The organism is Microbispora hainanensis, assembly GCF_036186745.1.
Taxonomy (GTDB): domain Bacteria; phylum Actinomycetota; class Actinomycetes; order Streptosporangiales; family Streptosporangiaceae; genus Microbispora.
The window spans coordinates 5,865,687-5,883,791 of sequence record NZ_CP108086.1; the positions used below are offsets into that span (position 1 = coordinate 5,865,687).

18 protein-coding genes and 1 pseudogene are annotated in these 18,105 nt (G+C 72.4%); 15 read left to right on the plus strand and 4 right to left on the minus strand.

Features of this window, described 5'->3' with window-relative positions; all coding sequences use genetic code 11:
* Positions 1-114: 114 nt before the first annotated feature.
* Complete coding sequence (locus OHB01_RS27185; RefSeq protein ID WP_142652783.1) at positions 115-654, plus strand: winged helix-turn-helix domain-containing protein; 540 nt, start codon at positions 115-117, stop codon at positions 652-654.
* A complete protein-coding gene (locus tag OHB01_RS27190) occupies positions 564-1,199 on the plus strand; it encodes a transposase (RefSeq protein WP_147945461.1) in 636 nt (211 codons plus the stop codon). Before OHB01_RS27185 ends, OHB01_RS27190 begins: the two co-directional genes overlap by 91 nt.
* A 6-nt stretch (positions 1,200-1,205) precedes the next feature.
* Here OHB01_RS27190 and OHB01_RS27195 read toward each other — a convergent pair.
* The 4 genes and pseudogenes from OHB01_RS27195 to OHB01_RS27210 form a co-directional block, all read right to left on the minus strand.
* A pseudogene (locus tag OHB01_RS27195) lies at positions 1,206-2,624 on the minus strand (IS1634 family transposase); the annotation flags it as partial.
* An 83-nt stretch (positions 2,625-2,707) separates the two neighbouring features.
* Positions 2,708-3,037, minus strand: coding sequence for a hypothetical protein (locus tag OHB01_RS27200; RefSeq protein ID WP_328854152.1), 330 nt, complete (start codon positions 3,035-3,037; stop codon positions 2,708-2,710).
* A 73-nt stretch (positions 3,038-3,110) separates the two neighbouring features.
* Complete coding sequence (locus OHB01_RS27205; RefSeq protein ID WP_168066617.1) at positions 3,111-3,785, minus strand: HAD hydrolase-like protein; 675 nt, start codon at positions 3,783-3,785, stop codon at positions 3,111-3,113.
* Between the two features lie 23 nt (positions 3,786-3,808).
* A complete protein-coding gene (locus tag OHB01_RS27210; protein ID WP_205831247.1) occupies positions 3,809-4,951 on the minus strand; it encodes an ROK family protein in 1,143 nt (380 codons plus the stop codon).
* A gap of 105 nt (positions 4,952-5,056) precedes the next feature.
* On the opposite strand from OHB01_RS27210, the gene OHB01_RS27215 reads away from it, so the two are divergent.
* The 13 genes from OHB01_RS27215 (at position 5,057) to OHB01_RS27275 (ending at position 18,103) form a co-directional block, all read left to right on the plus strand.
* Positions 5,057-5,785: an amino acid ABC transporter ATP-binding protein gene (locus OHB01_RS27215; RefSeq protein ID WP_142617678.1), complete on the plus strand. Its 729-nt coding sequence runs from the start codon at positions 5,057-5,059 to the stop codon at positions 5,783-5,785.
* Between the two features lie 22 nt (positions 5,786-5,807).
* Positions 5,808-6,737, plus strand: a complete 930-nt coding sequence (locus tag OHB01_RS27220) for a glutamate ABC transporter substrate-binding protein (RefSeq protein ID WP_142652517.1) — start codon at positions 5,808-5,810, stop codon at positions 6,735-6,737.
* On the plus strand, positions 6,737-7,381 hold the full coding sequence (locus OHB01_RS27225; RefSeq protein WP_142652518.1) for an amino acid ABC transporter permease: 645 nt from the start codon (positions 6,737-6,739) through the stop codon (positions 7,379-7,381). The genes OHB01_RS27220 and OHB01_RS27225 overlap by 1 nt, the downstream gene beginning before the upstream one ends.
* Positions 7,378-8,211 carry an amino acid ABC transporter permease gene (locus tag OHB01_RS27230; protein ID WP_142652519.1) on the plus strand — a complete coding sequence of 278 codons (834 nt, stop codon included), beginning with the start codon at positions 7,378-7,380 and terminating at the stop codon, positions 8,209-8,211. Before OHB01_RS27225 ends, OHB01_RS27230 begins: the two co-directional genes overlap by 4 nt.
* Positions 8,198-9,148, plus strand: coding sequence for an asparaginase (locus tag OHB01_RS27235; RefSeq protein WP_142652520.1), 951 nt, complete (start codon positions 8,198-8,200; stop codon positions 9,146-9,148). Before OHB01_RS27230 ends, OHB01_RS27235 begins: the two co-directional genes overlap by 14 nt.
* Positions 9,149-9,189: 41 nt before the next feature.
* Entirely contained in the window at positions 9,190-9,936 is a 747-nt protein-coding gene (locus tag OHB01_RS27240) for a copper homeostasis protein CutC (RefSeq protein ID WP_142652521.1), read from the plus strand.
* Between the two features lie 91 nt (positions 9,937-10,027).
* Positions 10,028-10,744 (plus strand): alpha/beta hydrolase, encoded by a 717-nt coding sequence (locus tag OHB01_RS27245; RefSeq protein WP_142652522.1) that lies wholly within the window; start codon positions 10,028-10,030, stop codon positions 10,742-10,744.
* A 40-nt stretch (positions 10,745-10,784) separates the two neighbouring features.
* Positions 10,785-11,687, plus strand: coding sequence for a LysR family transcriptional regulator (locus tag OHB01_RS27250; RefSeq protein WP_142652523.1), 903 nt, complete (start codon positions 10,785-10,787; stop codon positions 11,685-11,687).
* Positions 11,688-11,993: 306 nt separating this feature from the next.
* Positions 11,994-13,709, plus strand: coding sequence for an ABC transporter substrate-binding protein (locus tag OHB01_RS27255; RefSeq protein ID WP_142652524.1), 1,716 nt, complete (start codon positions 11,994-11,996; stop codon positions 13,707-13,709).
* Positions 13,710-13,714: 5 nt separating this feature from the next.
* The gene (locus OHB01_RS27260) at positions 13,715-14,653 is read left to right on the plus strand and encodes an ABC transporter permease (RefSeq protein ID WP_260617559.1); all 939 of its coding nucleotides are present in this window, start codon (positions 13,715-13,717) and stop codon (positions 14,651-14,653) included.
* Positions 14,650-15,507, plus strand: coding sequence for an ABC transporter permease (locus OHB01_RS27265; protein WP_142652525.1), 858 nt, complete (start codon positions 14,650-14,652; stop codon positions 15,505-15,507). The genes OHB01_RS27260 and OHB01_RS27265 overlap by 4 nt, the downstream gene beginning before the upstream one ends.
* Positions 15,504-17,327, plus strand: a complete 1,824-nt coding sequence (locus OHB01_RS27270; protein ID WP_147945064.1) for a dipeptide ABC transporter ATP-binding protein — start codon at positions 15,504-15,506, stop codon at positions 17,325-17,327. Before OHB01_RS27265 ends, OHB01_RS27270 begins: the two co-directional genes overlap by 4 nt.
* A complete protein-coding gene (locus tag OHB01_RS27275; protein WP_142652527.1) occupies positions 17,324-18,103 on the plus strand; it encodes an SDR family NAD(P)-dependent oxidoreductase in 780 nt (259 codons plus the stop codon). Before OHB01_RS27270 ends, OHB01_RS27275 begins: the two co-directional genes overlap by 4 nt.
* The last annotated feature ends 2 nt before the right edge of the window (positions 18,104-18,105 follow it).

An 18,105-nucleotide genomic window follows, 5' to 3' on the forward strand; every position in this document is an offset into this window, starting at 1 on the left:
GTCGGCGGCGGTCAGGACGTGGTTGCCGGCTTGGATTCGGACGGTGCGATACGGAACTTAAATGGGTCTTGTCGGTGAGCTGACGAGGGCTGATCTGGTCTGTATGACCAGGGTGTGCGGTATGCCCAAGGCGGCGGCTTCACCCCCCAGGAGCAGCGGCGCCGCGAGGAGGTACGGCTGAGCGCAGCCGTGATGTTCGAGCAGGGGGTCACGAACGCGGCGTTAGCCCGGACGTTGCGGGTCACTCAGCGGTCGGTGGAGCGGTGGCGGCGCGCCTGGCGCGAGGGTGGCACGGCGGCGCTGGCCTCAGCAGGCCCGCACGCGCTGCCCCGGCTCAGCCCGGCGCAGTTCGCCCGGCTGGAGGCCGAGCTGGAACGCGGTCCGCTGGCGCACGGGTTCGCCGACCAGCGCTGGACGCTGATGCGGATCAAGACGCTGATCGGCAGGATGTTCCACCTCGGCTACACCGTTCAGGGGGTGTGGTACCTGCTGCGGCGTAACGGCTGGTCGTGCCAGCGCCCCGCCCGCCGGGCGATCGAGCGGGACGAGGCCGCGATCGAGGTGTGGAAGAAGGAGGTCTGGCCGCAGGTGGAAGATCCGCGGCGGCCGACGGCGCCTGGATCTGCTTCGAAGACGAAGCCGGTCAAGGGCTGAGGCCGCCTCGCGCACGAACGTGGGGCCGGCGCGGGCACACGCCGGTGGTACACGTCCGCGGGCGCGGAAGCGGACGGGTGAACATCGCCGCCCTGGTCTGCTACAAACCCGGCGAACGCTCCCGGCTGATCTACCGCCTGCACGTCTACCGCGGCCGCAAAGGCGAGCCCAAGACCTTCGGCTGGATGGACTACCGCGACCTGATCCTTCATGCCCACGCCCAGCTCGGCGCCCCGATCGTGCTGGTCTGGGACAACCTCAACCTGCACCTAGTGCCCGGGATGAAGACCTTCGCCGCCGAGCACGCCGACTGGCTCACCATCGTCCAGCTCCCCGCCTACGCCCCCGACCTCAACCCCACCGAGGGCATCTGGTCCCTGCTCAAACGCGGCGCCCTGGCCAACCTCGCCGCCGCCGACCTGCCCCAGCTCGTCCGCGTCATCAAGCGCGCCCTGAAGAAGATCCAGTACCGGGCCCACCTCATCGACGGATGCCTCCCACCGACCGGCCTGACCATGAGAACGGGAGGCGACATCACGAATTAAAGGTCAGTAGCGGCGGGTGGTGCGGACGAACTTCTTGATCGACCATCCGGTCCGTGCCTCGATCCACCGGCCGACCGCCAGGGCGGCGAACACGATCGTCAGGTGCGCGTCGATGGACTCGCGTTTGTGGTGGTAGATCGGCCGTGCTTTGAGGTCGTGCTTGCTCATCCGGAAGGACTTTTCGATCTCGAACAGCCGATGGTAGGAGCTGATGACGAACTCGGCGGTGATGGGCGTCCCGTCCGGGCAGGCGGCGAGATTGGTGATGTAGCCCTTGAGCCCGGCCAGGGCCTTGGCCTTGTCCACCAGCTCGGTGTTGACGCTCTTGGTAGCGCCGGACAGCCTGATGAACCGGTTGCGCTTGACCGGCGCCTGCCCGTCGACGGCGCGCTGGGCCTTGGCGACCTGCTCGTCGATGCCGCGCAGGGTGCGCCGGGCCCGCTCTGCCCGGTACTGGTAGTAGATCATCTGGTCGCGGCGGGGCCGGCTCGATCCCGACGGCCAGGGCTGGATGAAGATGTGCCCGTCGGGGATCGGGGTGCCGGGGTGCTCGCGCCGCCACTGCTTGACCACATACGGCACCTCGGGGATCTTCATGCCGAGGATGAACGACAGCCCAGCGGCTTCGATGGCCTGCTTGTTCGCCTCGGAGATCATCCCGGCGTCGGCCACGATCGTGACGTCCGGCAGGTGGTGGGCCGCCATGAACCCTTCGATCACCGGGAGCATGGTGTGGGTCTCGGCCTTGTTGCCCTCGAAGGCGGTCACCATGAGCGGGAACCCGGAGGAGTCGGTGAGCAGCCCGATCGTGATCTGCGGGTCCAGGCGGCGTTCCTTGGAAAAGCCCGGCTCGCGGAACCCATCCCCGGCGTCGGTCTCGAAGTACAAGGTTGACACGTCGTAGAGGACCAGGCTGGCCGGCCCGAGGCGGGTGTGGGCCGCGCATGCACCGGCCAGGGCCTGGCGCCACTGCGGTGCGGCGTAGTCCGGCAGGCGGCGCTTCACCGTGGCATACGACACCGCATCGATCCCGGCCTCGCCGAGCACGCGCAGGCTGTCGTGCTTGCTCGTCGGTTCGATCACCCGCGCGAGCACCAGCTGCCGGAACACCTCATCGCCCCCGGCCGCGGCAGCAAACCCCAGCGTGTCGTAGGCGCGGGACAGCGCGTCCCACAGGTGTTCCATCCGCGAGCTGACGATCTCCAGCGGCCCGCCCGCCATCGGCCCATCGTCCAGCCCCAGGTCCAGTTCCTGCTGGCCGGCGGCCAGCCGCTGACGCGCCACCGCCCTGAGCGTCTCCAACTCGGCGTCGTCGTGCGCCGACCCGATGTGCTCGATCTCCCGCGATCCGCGGCGGGAGGAGTAGACGATCTGCACCGCCCGGGCGCCTGAGGCCGTCTTCACCGTCCGCACGTACGGAGACACGGCCACCAGGGTAGAGACATGATCGATTTAGTGCGCACTTTTCGCCGTTCCCGACGGGGAACCACGAGGTCAACGCCTCGCGCTCAGCGACAATCTTGAAACGTGAGCCAAGTCAGGTTGACGACGAGGAGTTGGTCGTCCCCGGCGATGAAGGCCTTTCCTCCGCCCGCGACCACGTCACCGCCGCTCGTGATGCCCAGGTCGGTCGTGATGCCGGCGGCCGAGGCGGCCGGTGCCTGCACGACGAAAAGGCCGGCGGTCACCGCCAAAGCGGTTGCGAGGCAGGCCAGCAGCCGGGTGATTGACGACTTATGGAATCCGCCGCTCTCTTCGCGGGGCGACGAGCGCCCAGAAATTCCTGATTCCGATGTGCTGGAACGACTGGGACGTTTCGGAGGGAAAGTGATGATCACGAAAGTGATCTAGTCATGTCCATCCCGATCACGTCAAGGCGATTTCGCCTCGTACGCAGGCGTATTCGTGCGTTTACGACCCGCCGGGCGTATCCATTTCAGGGATGGCCGTTTGGGAGAGCACGTCGAGGATGCGTCGGGGCGTGTCCACAACGGCGATGAGGCCGGGATCGACGAACTCGGCCGCGTCGCCGAAACCCCAGGTGACGGCGATGCTCCGCACCCGGCAGGCGGCCGCGCCGGCGACGTCCTCCATGCGGTCGCCGATCATGACGGCGGCCTCGGGTGGAGCGCCGAGGACGTCGAGCGCGTGCCGGATGACGTCGGCCTTGTGCCGTCGTGACCCGTCGAGCGTCGCACCGGCGACGTACGTGAAGAAGCCGTCGAGCCCGAAGTGCACAAGGATCTTCTCGGCGTAGACGGCCGGTTTCGAGGTCGCCACCGCCAGGGTCCAGCCGCCGGCGACGAGCGCCTCCAGCACGGCGGGGATTCCCTCGATGACCTCGTTCTCGTACATCCCGTCGGTGTAGCGCTCCCGGTAGGCGCGCACCGCGTCGTCGACACGCTCCGGCGGCACGCCGAGCATGAGGAAGCCTTCCTGGAGGGGAGGGCCGATCATGGCGCGGAGCCGCTCGTGCTCCGCCTCCGGGACCCCGACGGCGGAAAGGGCGTGCCGCAGCGAGGCGACGATGCCGGTCTCGGGGTCGGTCAGCGTGCCGTCGAGGTCGAAGAGGCAGTATCGGGTCACGGCCGTCCGTTCGGGGTCGGTGGTCAGGCGAGCACGGCGTCGAGCAGCAAGGATCCGGCGCCGAGCAGGGCGGCGTCGGGTCCCGACCGCGTGGTGGAGATCTCCAGGTCGCGGGTGGCCAGCGGCAGGCACCGCTCGTACACGGCCGCGCGGATCGACGCGATCAGCGGCTCGGCCGGCGACAGGCTGCCGCCGACCACGATCGCGTCGGGGTTGATGAAGTTGACCAGCACGGTCAGCACCTCGCCGATGAGCCGCCCGGCGTTGCGGACGAGGGCGGTGGCCTCGGGCACCCCGTCCTCGACCAGCGCGACGACGTCGGACGGCCGCCGCACCTCGATGCCCTGCTCGTTGAGCACGCTCATGAGGGCCGCACCGCTGGCGTAGGCCTCAAGGCAGTCGTCGTGCCCGCAGGAGCAGGTGACCGACGAGTCGCTCCTGACCCGCACGTGGCTGATGTCGCCGGCGGCGCCCCGCCCCCGATGGAGGGTGCCGTTCACGATCACGCCGCAGCCGATGCCGCTGCCGGCCTTGAGCACCATCAGCGTCTCGCACTTCGGCCACGCCCTGGCCTCGCCGGCCGCCATGAGGTTGGCGTCGTTCTCCACGAGCACCGGCAGGTCGAAGTGCGCGCCGAGGCGCTCGGCGACGGGGAAGTTGTTCCAGCCGGGCATGCGCGAGGGTGCGACGACCCGGCCGGTCGCCGGGTCCACGGGACCGGGGATGCCCGTGCCGACCCCGCGCAGCGGGACCCCGGGCGGGCCGTGCGCGGCCAGCAGGTCCTCGAACGCGGCGGCCATCCAGTCGATGGTCGCCTCGGGGCCGTCCGCGATCTCGCAGGGGCGCTCCTCGACCACCAGCGGGGTGCCGCTGAGGTCGAGGAGGCCGAGGCGCGCGTGGTGGGCGCCCAGGTCGGCGACCGCGAGCAGTCCCGCGCTGGGGCTGAGCCGCAGCCGGCGTGGGCGCCGGCCGCCGCGGGAGGTGCCCGCGCCCTCCTCCACCAGCAGCCCGCTGCCGATCAGCTCTTCGACGCGCAACGAGACGCTGGAGGCCGCCAGGCCGGACAGGCGGGCGAGTTCCGCCCGCGACTCGGCGTGGCCGGCGGCGACGAGGCGCAGGAGGTCGCCCTGCGCCCCCCGCACCGGCAACCTCTCTTTGCCTGGCATAGGGGTAAGAGATACCACGGTGTGACTTTGTCCGCCAACGCGTTGACTTCGCCCAGAATCATCCATTACGGTCCGCCATAACTTCGATTTCGAAGGAAGATGGCGATGATTCGGGTACGAGGCCTCAACAAGTGGTTCGGTGACCACCACGTGCTGCACGACGTCGATCTCGACGTGGCGCGCGGCGAGGTCGTGGTGGTGATCGGGCCCTCCGGGTCCGGCAAGTCGACGCTGTGCCGGTGCCTCAACCGGCTGGAGGCGGCCGACTCGGGCGAGGTCCTCGTGGACGGCGTCCCCGTGCCCGCCGAGGGCCGCGCGCTGGCCCGGCTGCGGGCCGACGTGGGGATGGTCTTCCAGAACTTCAACCTCTTCCAGCACAAGACCGTGCTGGAGAACGTGATGCTCGCGCCGATGAAGGTGCGCGGCGTGAGCCGCGCCGAGGCCGAGCGGACCGCCCACGAGCTGCTGGCCAGGGTGGGCATCGCCGAGCAGGCGGGCAAGCAGCCCGCCCGGCTGTCGGGCGGTCAGCAGCAGCGCGCGGCCATCGCCCGCGCGCTGGCCATGCGGCCGAAGGTCATGCTCTTCGACGAGCCCACCTCGGCGCTCGACCCGGAGATGGTCGGCGAGGTCCTCGACGTGATGACGGGCCTGGCCGCCGACGGCATGACCATGGTCGTCGTCACCCACGAGATGGGCTTCGCGCGCCGCGCGGCCGACCGCGTGGTCTTCATGGACGGCGGCCGGATCGTCGAGACGGGGGAGCCGAACGCCTTCTTCGACTCCCCTCGGACCGATCGGGCCAGGGACTTCCTGGCCAAGGTACTCACGCACTGATCGCAAAGGATGGTGGACCCCGATGGTGTCCATTAAGCGGGTGGCCGCTGTCGCCGCCGTGGCGATGGCCGGCCTGACGGCCTGTGCCGGGACGGACTCGGCGAGCTCCGCCGTGCCGGGCGCGGCCCCGAGTGAGGGCGGCGGGAGCGGCGTGATCGCCAAGGCTCCGGTGGCCGCCGCCGCGGACATCCTGCCCGGCTCGACGATGGAGAAGATCAAGCAGCGCGGCGAGCTCATCGTCGGCGGCTCGCTCGACGCGCCGCTGCTGTCCCAGCAGAACCCGGCCACCGGCGAGGTGGAGGGCTTCGACGCCGACCTCGGCAAGGCGCTGGCCAAGTACATCATCGGGCAGCCGAAGGTCAAGATCGTCAACTCGGCGTCCGAGACCCGCGAGGCGCTGCTGAGCAACGGCACCGTCGACGTGGTCTTCCAGACCTACACGATCACGCCGGAGCGGGCCGAGCAGGTCGCCTTCGCCGGGCCCTACTACTCCTCGGGCCTGTCCATCGCGGTCAAGAAGGGCACGACGGGGATCTCCTCGCCGCAGGACCTGAACGGCAAGACCGTCATCGCCGGGGCCAACACCCCCGCGATCCCCGAGATCAAGAAGCTCGCTCCGCAGGCGAAGATCATCACCTTCGGCGGCGACCCCGAGTGCGTCCAGGCGCTCAAGCAGGACCGCGGCGTGGCCTACGTGCAGGACGAGACGCTGCTCGTCGCCGACGCCAAGAAGGACCCCGAGCTGGAGATCGTCACCAAGCCGTTCACCCAGGACCCGTACGGCATCGGGCTCAAGCACGGCGACGACCAGTTCAAGTCGTTCGTCAACGACTGGCTGAAGAAGATCCAGGCCGACGGCGTCTGGCAGGACATCTGGAAGAACTCCCTCGGCACGGTCGTGCAGGGTGAGGCCCCCACGCCGCCCGAGATCGGCTCGGTGCCGGGTTCCTGATGTCGGCACTGCTTGATCACCTGCCCGAGTTCTGGCAGGGGCTGGTCGTGACCCTCCAGATGACCGCGGCGTCCTTCGTGGGCGCCGCGGTCGTGGGGCTCGTGATCGTGGCGATGCGGGTCGGGCCGGTCCCGGTGCTGCGCGCGGTCGCGACGGTCTACGTCGAGACCCTGCAGAACCTCCCGCTGCTCGTGCTGCTCGTGCTCGCGGTCTTCGGCCTGCCCGAGATCGGGCTCAAGGCCGGCCTGACCACCACGGCCATCGTGGTGATCGCGCTGTACGAGGGCGCCTACATCGCCGAGGCCCTCCGTTCGGGCGTCAACGCGATCTCCGCCGGTCAGGGCGAGGCGGCCCGCGCCCTGGGGCTGACGTTCGGCCAGTCGCTGCGCCACGTCGTGCTGCCCCAGGCGCTGCGGACCGTCGTGCAGCCGATCGGCAACATCTTCATCGCGCTCACGATGAACACCTCGCTCGCGGCGGCCGTGGGCGTGGTCGAGCTGACCGCCGCCGCCAACCGGGTGAACCTGCTGGAGGCGCAGCCCATCCCGATCTTCGTGGGGGCGGGCCTGGCGTACGCCGCGATCGCCGCCTGCGCCGGGTTCGTGACCGGGCGGCTCGAACGGCGGCTGGCGGTGGCGCGATGAGCAACCTGCTGTTCGACGAGCCGGGCCCGCGCGCCCGCCGTCGCATCCGCCTCGCCACCATCGCGGGCGTGCTGGTGCTGCTCGCCCTGCTGGCCCTGGCCCTGCGCCAGTTCGCCGCCAACGGGCAGCTCGCCGCCGAGCGCTGGCAGCCGTACGCGACCTGGCCGATGTGGCGCTACCTGCTCGGCGGGCTGTGGTCCACCGCGCTGGCCGCCGTCGTGGCCGCCGCGCTCTCGATGGCGGCCGGGATCGCCCTCGCGCTCGGACGGCTGTCGCGGCGCCGGGCGATCCGCCTGCCGTCCGCCGCGTACGTCGAGGCCGTGCGGACCATCCCGGCCCTGCTGCTGGTCTACCTCGTGCTGTTCGCGCTGCCGAGATATGGCCTCGACCTGCCGCTGTTCTGGAAGCTCGTGGTGCCGCTCTCCGTGTCGAACGCGGCGCTGTTCGCCGAGGTCTTCCGGGCCGGGATCATGTCCGTGGAACGGGGACAGGGCGAGGCCGCCCTCGCCCTCGGGCTCACCCAGGGGCAGTCGATGCGCCTGGTCGTGCTGCCGCAGGCGGCCCGCCGGGTGCTGCCCTCGCTGGTCAGCCAGTCGGTCGGCCTGCTGAAGGACACCTCGCTCGGGTTCGTCGTCAGCTACGCCGAGCTGCTCTACAGCGGCAAGGTCCTGGCCAACTACAACGGCCTGCTCATCCAGACGTACATCGTCGTCGCGCTGGTCTACCTCGTGGTCAACGCGTCGCTGTCCGCGCTCGCCCGCTCCCTCGACCGCTCCGTGGCGGGCGGGGGCGGCCCGCGCAGGAGGAAGATCACTCGTGTCCCTCGCTGAATACGCCCCGCTCGCGGAGGTCGTGCGGTCCGGTTTCGTGGAGAGCGTCCACTTCGGCAGCGTGGTCGCGCTGTCGGCGGGCGGCGAGGTCGCCGTGGCGCGCGGCTCGGTGGACGCGCCGGTGCTGCCGCGCTCGTCGGCCAAGCCGTTCCAGGCTCTCGCCTGCCTGCTCGCCGGGGCCCACCTGCAGGGCCCCGCGCTCGCCATCGCCGCCGGCAGCCACACGGGGGAGGACTTCCACGTGCGGCTCGTTGCAGAGATGCTCGCCGAGGCCGGGCTCGGCTTCGACGACCTGCGCTGCCCGCCCGACTGGCCGGAGGACGAGGACACCCGGCAGGCCCTGATCCGGGCCGGTCTCGGACCGTCGCGGGAGCGGATGAACTGCTCCGGCAAGCACGCCGCGATGCTCGCCGCCGCCGTGGCCGCGGGCGCGCCTGCCGACGGCTACCTCGACCCCGGCCACCCCGTGCAGGAACGGGTCAGGTCGGTCGTGGAGGAGCTGTCGGGGGAGAAGGCCGCCCACGTCGCCGTCGACGGCTGCGGCGCCCCGCTGTTCGGGATCTCCCTGACCGGCCTGGCCCGCGCCGTACGCGCCATGGCCGTGTCCCCGCAGGGCACGCCGCCGCGCGCGGTCGCCGACGCCATGCGGGCCCACCCGGAGTACGTCGGCGGGACCGGCCACCTGAACACCCGCCTGATGCGGGCGCTGCCCGGCGCCGTGGTGAAGGGCGGCGCCGAGGGGGTGCTGGTCGTGGCGCTCGCCTCCGGGCACGCGGCGGCCGTCAAGGCGATCGACGGCGGCCCCCGGGCGACGACCGCGATCGCGCTCGCCGCGCTGCGGGCCGCGGGCGCCGACGTCTCGGCGGCGGCCGAGTTCACGACCGTCCCGGTGCTGGGCGGGGGAGTCCCCGTCGGCGAGATCAGTGCTGTTTTCTGAGCGGCCGCTTTCCGCGCGGCGGCTTTCGTGATGGGGGAGAGATGAGCCTGACGTACGAGATCTGCATCGACAGCACGGCCGGGGCGCTGGCCGCCGAGCGTGCGGGCGCGCACCGCGTGGAGCTGTGCGCCGCGCTGTTCGAGGGCGGCCTGACGCCCACCCTGGGCACGGTCGAGGCCACGCTCGCGGCCGTCTCGGCGATCCGGGTCCACGTGATCATCCGCCCGCGCGGCGGCGACTTCGTCTACGACGAGTACGAGGTCGCGGCCATGGTCCGCGACGTGGCGGCGGTGCGCGACGCCGGGGCGCAGGGCGTGGTGATCGGCGTGCTAACCCCGGAGGGGGAGGTGGACGTCGAGGTGGCCAAGCGGCTGATCGACGCCGCAGGCGGGCTCTCGGTCACCTTCCACCGGGCCTTCGACATGACGGCCGACCCGTTCGCCGCGCTGGAGACCCTCGCCGGCCTGGGGATCGACCGGGTGCTCACCTCCGGCCAGGACAGCTCGGCCCTGGAGGGCGCACCGCTGATCGCCGAGCTGGTGCGGCGGGCGGGCGACCGGCTGGTCGTCATGCCGGGAGGCGGCATCACCCCGCGCAACGTGAGCCGGGTGGTCGAGGCGACCGGGGCCGGGGAGGTCCACTTCGCCGCCCTGGTGGACGAGCCCAGCCCGGCCGTCCACCGCAACCCGTACCCCTTCATGGGCGGTGAGCTGCGCCAGCCCGAGTACGTCCGCCGGGTCACCTCGCCCGCGCTGGTCGCCGAGGTGATCGCCGCCACGCGCGGCTGAAGCCGGAGCCGTGATCGCGCGGCCGAAGCCGGGCCGTGACGCGGTGACCCGCGGGCAGGAGGGGTAAATCCTGGGCGGGGGGTGATGGCCGATGGGCACGCCGGAGCGCAGCCGGCCCCATCCGGGGCCCGAGGAGGGCGTGCGGCACGGCCGGTTGTCCGCCCGCCCGGTGGCCGTCGCACGGACGGCCTCCCCTCTGGAGCCGGGGGTGCACCGCCTGGACGGGCGCGCCCTGTTCGCCGTGCCGCCCTCCCCGGCGGCCGGGCCGTCCCCGCTCGCCGTCGTGCTGCACGGCGCGGGCGGCACGGCGGAGGAGGCGCTGGAGTGGCTGCTTCCCCACGCGTCGGAGCTCGGCGTGCTGCTGCTCGCGCCGCAGGCCGTCTCCGCCACCTGGGACGTCATCGTCGGCGGATACGGCGCGGACGTCTCCAGGATCGACGCCGCGCTGGAGGAGGCGTTCGCCCGTGCGCCGGTCGCGGTCGGCAAGGTGGCCGTGGCCGGTTTCTCCGACGGCGCCTCCTACGCCCTGTCGCTGGGGCCGGCCAACGGCGACCTGTTCGGGGCCGTGCTCGCGTTCTCCCCGGGGTTCATGGTGCCGATGATCCGGCACGGCCGTCCCCGGATCTTCGTCTCGCACGGCGTCTCCGACCGCGTGCTGCCGATCGGCGAATGCAGCAGGCGGCTCGTCCCCGAGCTGCGGGAGAGCGGCTACGAGGTGACGTACGAGGAGTTCCGCGGCGGGCACCAGGTGCCGCCGGAGATCGCGGCCGCGGCCGTCCGCTGGTGGACCGGAGGTTCACAGCCCTAATTCTATGTAGGTAAAGTGGGTTTTAGGCTATGATGCGGCCATGGGAGCATTGCTCGATCTCGTGCAACTGCGAACTTTCGTGGCCATCGCCGAGTGCGGCGGCTTCGGGCGGGCCGCATCCGCCCTGCGGACCAGTCAGCCGACGGTAAGCCAGCATGTCCGGTCGCTGGAACGCGTCATCGGGCAGCCTCTGGTCGAGCGGACCGGCCGGTCGACCCGCTTCACGCTCGCGGGCGAGGCGCTGCTGGTTGAGGCGCGGCGGCTGCTCGCCGTGCACGACGAGGCGATGGGCCGCCTCGGCGCCGAGCGCCGGGCCGCCCTGAGCGTGGGCGCGGTCGAGCACGCGGGATGCGGGGCGCTGCCCGACCTCCTGGGCGCCCTGATGGCCGCGCTCCCGGCGCAGGACGTCGTGTTCAGGCTGGACCGCAGCACCACGCTGGCGGAGGCCACCATGCGCGGCACGCTCGACATGGCGCTGATCCTCGGTGTGGTGCCGAATGCCGGAGGCAGGCAGGTCGCCACGCTGCCGCTGCGCTGGCTCGGCGCCCCGGGCTGGTTCCTCCCGCAGCCGGACCGCCCGGTGCCGCTGGTCGCCTTCCAGGAGCCGTGCTCGCTCCGCGCGCAGGCCGTACGCGTGCTGGAGCGTCTCGGCTGGTCCGTACGCATCACGACGGAGGCCACCAACCTCGAAGGGGTGCTGGCGGCGGCCCGCGCGCGCCTCGGCCTCGCCCTGCTGCCCACCGCGTACGGCGTTCCGGACGGCCTGGAGGAGATCGCGCCGCTTCCTCGGCAGGAGGCCATCGGGCTGCGCCTGGTGAGCCGGCAGGGGCTGGACCCGGCGATCGGGGAGCGGGCGGGCGAGGCCCTCGAAGCGTTCTTCTCGTCCGTCACGCGTTTGTCCGGATCGCGTTCCGAACAGGTTTCCATTGGAAATTCGAATTGATATCGATCGGCGTTTACAATCGGTCGCGATAATGATGCTTTCATATTGACCGGCCCGCTCGGATATGGTGTGATCTAGCCGCCGCTCGAAAATTCGATTTCGCTGGCGGTCGTTTTCCGGGTCTCCGGGGTTCGGGCCGGCCAATGCGGAGGGCCTGTACGAAGGGCCGGTGCAGAGGCCGGCGCGGAGGGCGAGTGCGGCGGGGTGGTGCGGTCCCGCCGCACCACCCCGTCTCCGGCGCTTCCGCACGCCCGTATCCCCGTGGTGTCCCCTTGTGCCCCATTGCGCGACAGAGAAGGTTCCGCCATGTCACTGAGCGACGACACCGCCACCCGCGTCGACGACGGGCCGGTCAGGAAGAGGCGCAGCCTGCGCTCCAGACGCCCGGCCGTCCTGGGGGCGGTCCTGGCGGTGATCGCCGTCGCCGCAGTCGTCCTGGTCGTCTCGGCAGGCGGCGGGGACGAGCGGCCGGCCGTCCGGGCCGCGGGCGGAGGCCCGGTGGCAGGCGGCACCCTCACCTACGCCCTGGCCGGCACGCAGGTGTCGCTCGACCCGGCCGTCGCGGCCACCGCGGTGACCGGCCTGATCGACCGCAACATCTTCGACTCGCTGGTCGCGCAGACCGGTCCGGACACCTTCGCGCCCTGGCTCGCCACCAAGTGGACCGTGTCCGGCGACGGGAAGACCTACACGTTCACGCTCAGGGAGGGCGTCACCTTCCACGACGGCACGCCGTTCACCGCCGAGGCCGTGAAGGCGAGCCTCGACCACGTCGTGGACCCGGCGACCAAGTCGGCCTACGCCGCCTCGCTGATCGCGCCGTACGAGAAGTCGCGGGTGGTGAGCGACCATGTCGTCGAGGTGACGCTGAAGCGGCCGTTCACCCCGTTCCTACAGGCGCTGTCGGTGCCGTACCTGGGCATCCAGAGTCCGGCGGCGCTCGCGAAGCCCGTCGCGGACTACCGGCCGGTCGGCACCGGACCGTTCTCCTACGTCTCCTGGGAGAAGGACAAGCGCGTCACGCTGCGCAAGAACGCCGGTTATGCCTCGCCGCCCGCCGGCGCGTCCCATGAGGGCGCGGCCTACCTCGACACCCTGGTGTTCGAGTTCGTCCCCGAGGACGCCACCCGGTGGGGCGCCCTCACGAGCGGGCAGGTGCAGGCGATCGCCGGCGTCCCTCCGGTGAACGCGGGAAAGCTGCGGTCCCTCCCCGGGTTCGCGCTGAATTCCCAGGAGACGCCGGGCCTGAATTACAACCTCTATCTGAACCAGACCCGCGGGCCGCTGCGGGACGTGCGGGTGCGGCGCGCCCTTTCGGCCGCCGTGAACGTCGAGGAACTCGTGCGCAACATTTATTTCGGGCATTTCCCGGTCGCGCGCAATCCGCTCAGCCGCACCACCGCGTCGTACGACCCGACGGCCGAGAGCGAACTGGCGTCGTACGACCCGGACGCGGCGAGGCGGCTGCTCGACGAGGCGGGCTGGACGAAGACGGACGCCGACGGCTACCGCGTCAAGGACGGCAAGACCCTCACCCTCGTCTGGCCCTACTGGGCGGAGGGCAACAAGGAGCAGCGCGACGTTCTCGCCGAGGGCATCCAGGCGCAGGCCAAGCAGGTCGGCATCAAGATCGAACGGCCGGCCGTGGACACCGGGGCCTTCGTCGCCAAGTACCTCATCGGGGGCGGCTACGACCTGGTGGACGTCAGCTTCGCCCGGCCCACGCCCGACGTGCTGCGCTTCGCGTTCGCCTCGGGCAACACCTACGCCAAGGCCGGCGGCAACGTCGCGCTGGTGGACTCGCCGCAGATCGACAGGTGGGTGGAGGAGGCGGCGGAGACATCCGACCCGGCCACGGCGGACAAGGATTACGCCGCCGTGCAGCGCGAGGTGCTCCGGCAGGCGTACGTGCTGCCGCTCTACACTCCCGTGCAGCTCACCGCCTTCTCGGCGAAGGTGCGCGGCGTCGCCTTCGACGCCCAGACCTACCCGGTCTTCCACAGCGCCTGGCTGGGGGACTGATCCCGGTGGCTCCGCTGGCCATCCGGCTGGCCCGCAGGCTGGCGCTGACCCTGTTCGTGCTGTGGGGCGCGGCGACGCTGGCCTTCGCCGGCATGCGGCTGGTGCCGGGCGACCCCGCCCGGATCATCGCGGGCGGGGTCCAGGCCAACGCCACTCCCGAGGTGCTCGACGCCATCCGCGACCAGTACGGCCTGCGCGAGCCGGTCGGCGTGCAGTACGTCCTGTTCCTCGGCCGCCTCCTGCGTGCCGACCTCGGCGGCTCCTACCAGCTCGGCCGGCCGGTGAGCAGCGTGATCGGCGAGCAGCTCGGCTCCACCCTGTCGCTCGCGACGGGGGCGGCGGTCCTCGGCTTCTGCCTCGCGGTCGCGCTGGCCCTGCTCACGGCCGGCAGGCCGCGCGCACGGGCGATCTCCCGGGTCCTGGAGTTCTGCTCGATCTCGACGCCGAACTTCTGGATCGGCATCCTGCTGCTGGCCGCCTTCTCCTTCCGCCTGCGCTGGTTCCCCGTGCTCGGCGACGAGGGAGCGGCCGCGCTGGTGCTTCCGTGCGCGGCGCTCGCGCTGCCCATCGCCGGCGTGCTGGCCCAGGTGACCAGGGAGGGGCTCGAACGCGCTCTCGACCAGCCGTTCGCCCTGACCGCCAGGTCGAGGGGCGCCACCGAGAACCGCATCCGCGCGCGCCACGCGCTGCGGCACGCCGCGCTGCCGGTGCTCACGCTCTCCGGCTGGGTGCTCGGCGAGCTCCTCGCCGGGACCGTCGTCGTGGAGACCGTCTTCGCCCGCCAGGGCCTCGGCCACGTCGTGGTGGCGGCGGTGCGCGGCCGGGACTTTCCCGTCGTGACCGGCGTGGTCGTGCTCTCCGCGCTCACGTTCTCGCTGATCAACATCGGGCTCGACCTGCTCTACGGGCTGGTCGACCCCCGCGTCCGGGAGGCCGCCGCATGACCGCCCCGGCCTCGTACGGCCCGGCGGCGCTCCCGCGCCTGCGGGTGGGGGCCGCGCAGGCCGGCGTGGCGCTGGCCGCCGCGTTCTTCGCGCTCGTCTGCCTCGCCGCTCTCGCCCCCGGCCTGTTCGCCCACGGCCCTGACCAGGTGAACCCGGCCCTCGCGCTGCGCGACCCGATGCCGGGCCACCCGCTCGGCACCGACCAGCTCGGCCGCGACGTGCTGGCCCGGCTGGTCTTCGGTGCCCGGCCGTCGCTGCTGGTCGGCGTCGGCTCGACGCTGCTGGCCGGGCTCGCCGGCTCCGCCTGGGGCCTGCTGGCGGCGCTGGGCGGCCGCCTCGTGGGCGAGGCGGCCATGCGGCTGGCCGACGTGCTGCTGTCGTTCCCGGCCATCCTGATGGCCCTGCTCGTCGTGGCCGTCCTCGGGCCGGGCACACGCAACGCCGTCCTGGCCATCACGGTGGCGCTCGCGCCGGGCTTCGCCCGAGTCGTCCGCGCGCAGGCGCTCGTGGTCCGCGGCTCGGCGTACGTGCGGGCCGCGGTCAACCTGGGGCTGACGCCGGGGAGGATCCTGCTGCGGCACATCGCGCCCAACGTCGTCGCGCCGCTGCTGATCCTGGCCACGATCAACGTGGGCACCGCGCTCATCGCCGGTGCCTCGCTGAGCTTCCTCGGGCTAGGTCCGCAGCCGCCCGCCCCCGAGTGGGGGGCGATGCTCGCGCAGGCACGCGACTACCTCGACGCGAGCTGGACCCTGGCCCTGTTCCCGGGGGCCGCCATCACGCTGACCGTCATGTCCGCCACCGTCGTGGGGCGGGCCCTGCAGGCCCGTTACGAAGGGCGGGAGGCCGGATGACCGAGGCACCCCTGCTAGAGGTCGCCGGGCTGTCGGTGGACTTCGCCACCCGGCGCGGCGTGGTCCGGGCCGTACGAGACGTCGACCTGTCCCTGCGTGCGGGGGAGTGCCTCGCGGTCGTGGGCGAGTCGGGCTCGGGCAAGAGCGTCACCGCCCGGGCGCTGCTCGGTCTCGCCGGCACGGGCGCGCGGGTGCGGGCGCGGACGCTGTCCTTCGAGGGGCGCGACTTGCGCCGGCTGAGCGGCCGCGAGTGGCGGCGGCTGCGCGGGCGTCGCATCGGCTACGTCCTGCAGGACGCGCTGACCTCGCTCGACCCGCTTCGCCGGGTCGGGCACGAGGTGGCGGAGGCACTGGAGGTGCACGGCCTGGCGGACCGCGACGACCTCGACGACCAGGTGATCGGGCTGCTCGCGGAGGCGGGCGTGCCCGATCCCGACGTGCGGTTCCTGCAGTATCCGCACGAGCTGTCCGGCGGCCTGCGGCAACGGGCGCTGATCGCCTCCGCGATCGCCGCCCGGCCGTCGCTGCTGGTCGCGGACGAGCCCACCACGGCCCTCGACGTCACCGTGCAGGCGCAGGTGCTCGACCTGCTCAGGGCACGCGTGCGGGCGGGCACGGCGGTGCTGCTCATCAGCCACGACCTGGCGGTCGTGGCCCGGCTCGCCGACCAGGTCTCCGTCATCTACGCCGGGCTCGTCGTGGAACGGGGACCGGCGGACGCGCTGCTGCGGGCCCCCGCCCATCCCTACACCGCCGACCTGCTGGCCGCCGTGCCCGCCGTGGACGGTCCGGCGCGGGAGCTGCCCCTCGTCCGCACCGGCCCTCCCGCCGCCGGCGGCTGCCCGTACGCGCCGCGCTGCGCGCTGGCCGACGACCGCTGCCGTGCCGAGCCGCCGCCGCCCGTGCCGTACGGGCCGGGCCGGGAGGTCCGCTGCTTCCACGCGGACCGGGAACGGCCCGTCCCCGCTTCAGGTGCGGCGGCGGCGCCGCCCCGGGTGAAGGACCACGCGGTCGTCTCGGTGCGGGGGGTGACCAAGCGGTACCGCTCCCCGGGCGGCTCGTGGCGTACGGCGGTGGACGACGTCTCATTCGACCTGCGCGCGGGCGAGGCGCTGGGCCTGGTCGGCGAGTCGGGGTCGGGCAAGAGCACCACCGCACGGATCGTGCTTGCCGAGATCGCCCCCGACGCCGGAACCGTGCTGCTGGACGGCGAGGCGTGGAGCGTGCCGCGGGAGCGCGACCGGCGCGCCCGCCGCTCTCGTATCCAGCTCGTCGACCAGGACCCGCTCAGCTCGTTCGACCCGCGGTTCACGGTCGAGCGGGTCGTCGGGGAGGCGGTGCCGGGAAGGATGTCGCGCCGCCTGCGGCGCGACCGGGTCGCCGGGCTGCTCGCCGAGGTCGGACTGGACGACGCCCTGCTGGACCGGCGCCCCGCCCAGTTGAGCGGCGGCCAGCGGCAGCGGGTGGCGATCGCGCGGGCGCTCGCCCCGCGTCCCGAGGTGATCGTCTGCGACGAACCGGTCTCGGCGCTCGACGTCACCGTCCAGGCGCAGATCCTGGCCCTGCTCGCCCGGCTGCGGCGCGAGGCCGGGGTGGCGCTGCTGTTCATCTCCCACGACCTGGGCGTCGTCCGCCAGGTCTGCGACCGGGTGGCGGTGATGAAGGACGGCGCCCTGGTCGAGACCGGCGACGTCGCGGACGTCTTCCGCGCCCCGCGTGCCGCCTACACCGCCGAGCTGCTCGCCGCCGTCCCGAGGATCGACGTGGGGTGGACGACGGAACGAGCCGCACCCGCTATGAATCTGGAGGGCCTGCCATGACCTCACCCATCCCCGGCCCGCGCGTCGTCCTCGTGACCGGCGCCGGCTCGGGCATCGGCCGGGCGACCGCCGAGCTGTACGCCGAGCGCGGCGTCGCCGTGCTCGCCGTGGACCGCGACGAGCACGCGCTCAAGGAGCTCGCCACGCTCGACCGCGTGGTGACGCTGGCCGGCGACGTGTCCCTGGAGGAGACCAACGTGGCCGCGGTCGCGCTGGCGGAGCGGGAGTTCGGCCGGCTCGACGCGGTCGTGCTCAACGCCGGCATCGGCGGCACCCGGCCCTGGGAGTCGCCCGGCGCGGTGGAGGCCGCCGACCGCATCCTCGCCGTCAACCTCCGGGGTCCGATCCTGGGCATCTGGGCCGCCGCGCCCGCGCTGCGGGCGGCGGGAGGCGGTGCGATCGTCGTCACCGCCTCCGTCGCCGGACTGCGCGGCGACCCCGGCAACTGGGCCTACAACGCCTCGAAGGGCGCGGTGATCAATCTCGTCCGCGCCGCGGCCATCGACCACGCGCCCGACGGCATCCGGGTCAACGCACTCGCCCCCGGGCTCACCTGGACGCGGATCAACGCGGGCGTCCGCCAGGACCCGGTGCTCACCGCCGAGATCGAGCGCCGAGTGCCGCTTCAGCGGTTCGCCGAGCCCCGCGAGCAGGCCGAGGCCGTCTGGTTCCTCACCTCGCCCGCCGCGTCGTACGTCACCGGGACCACGCTGGTCGTCGACGGCGGTCTCGACGCGAGCCTCGGAATCCTCCCGCTGCCGGCCGTACGCCGGTGACC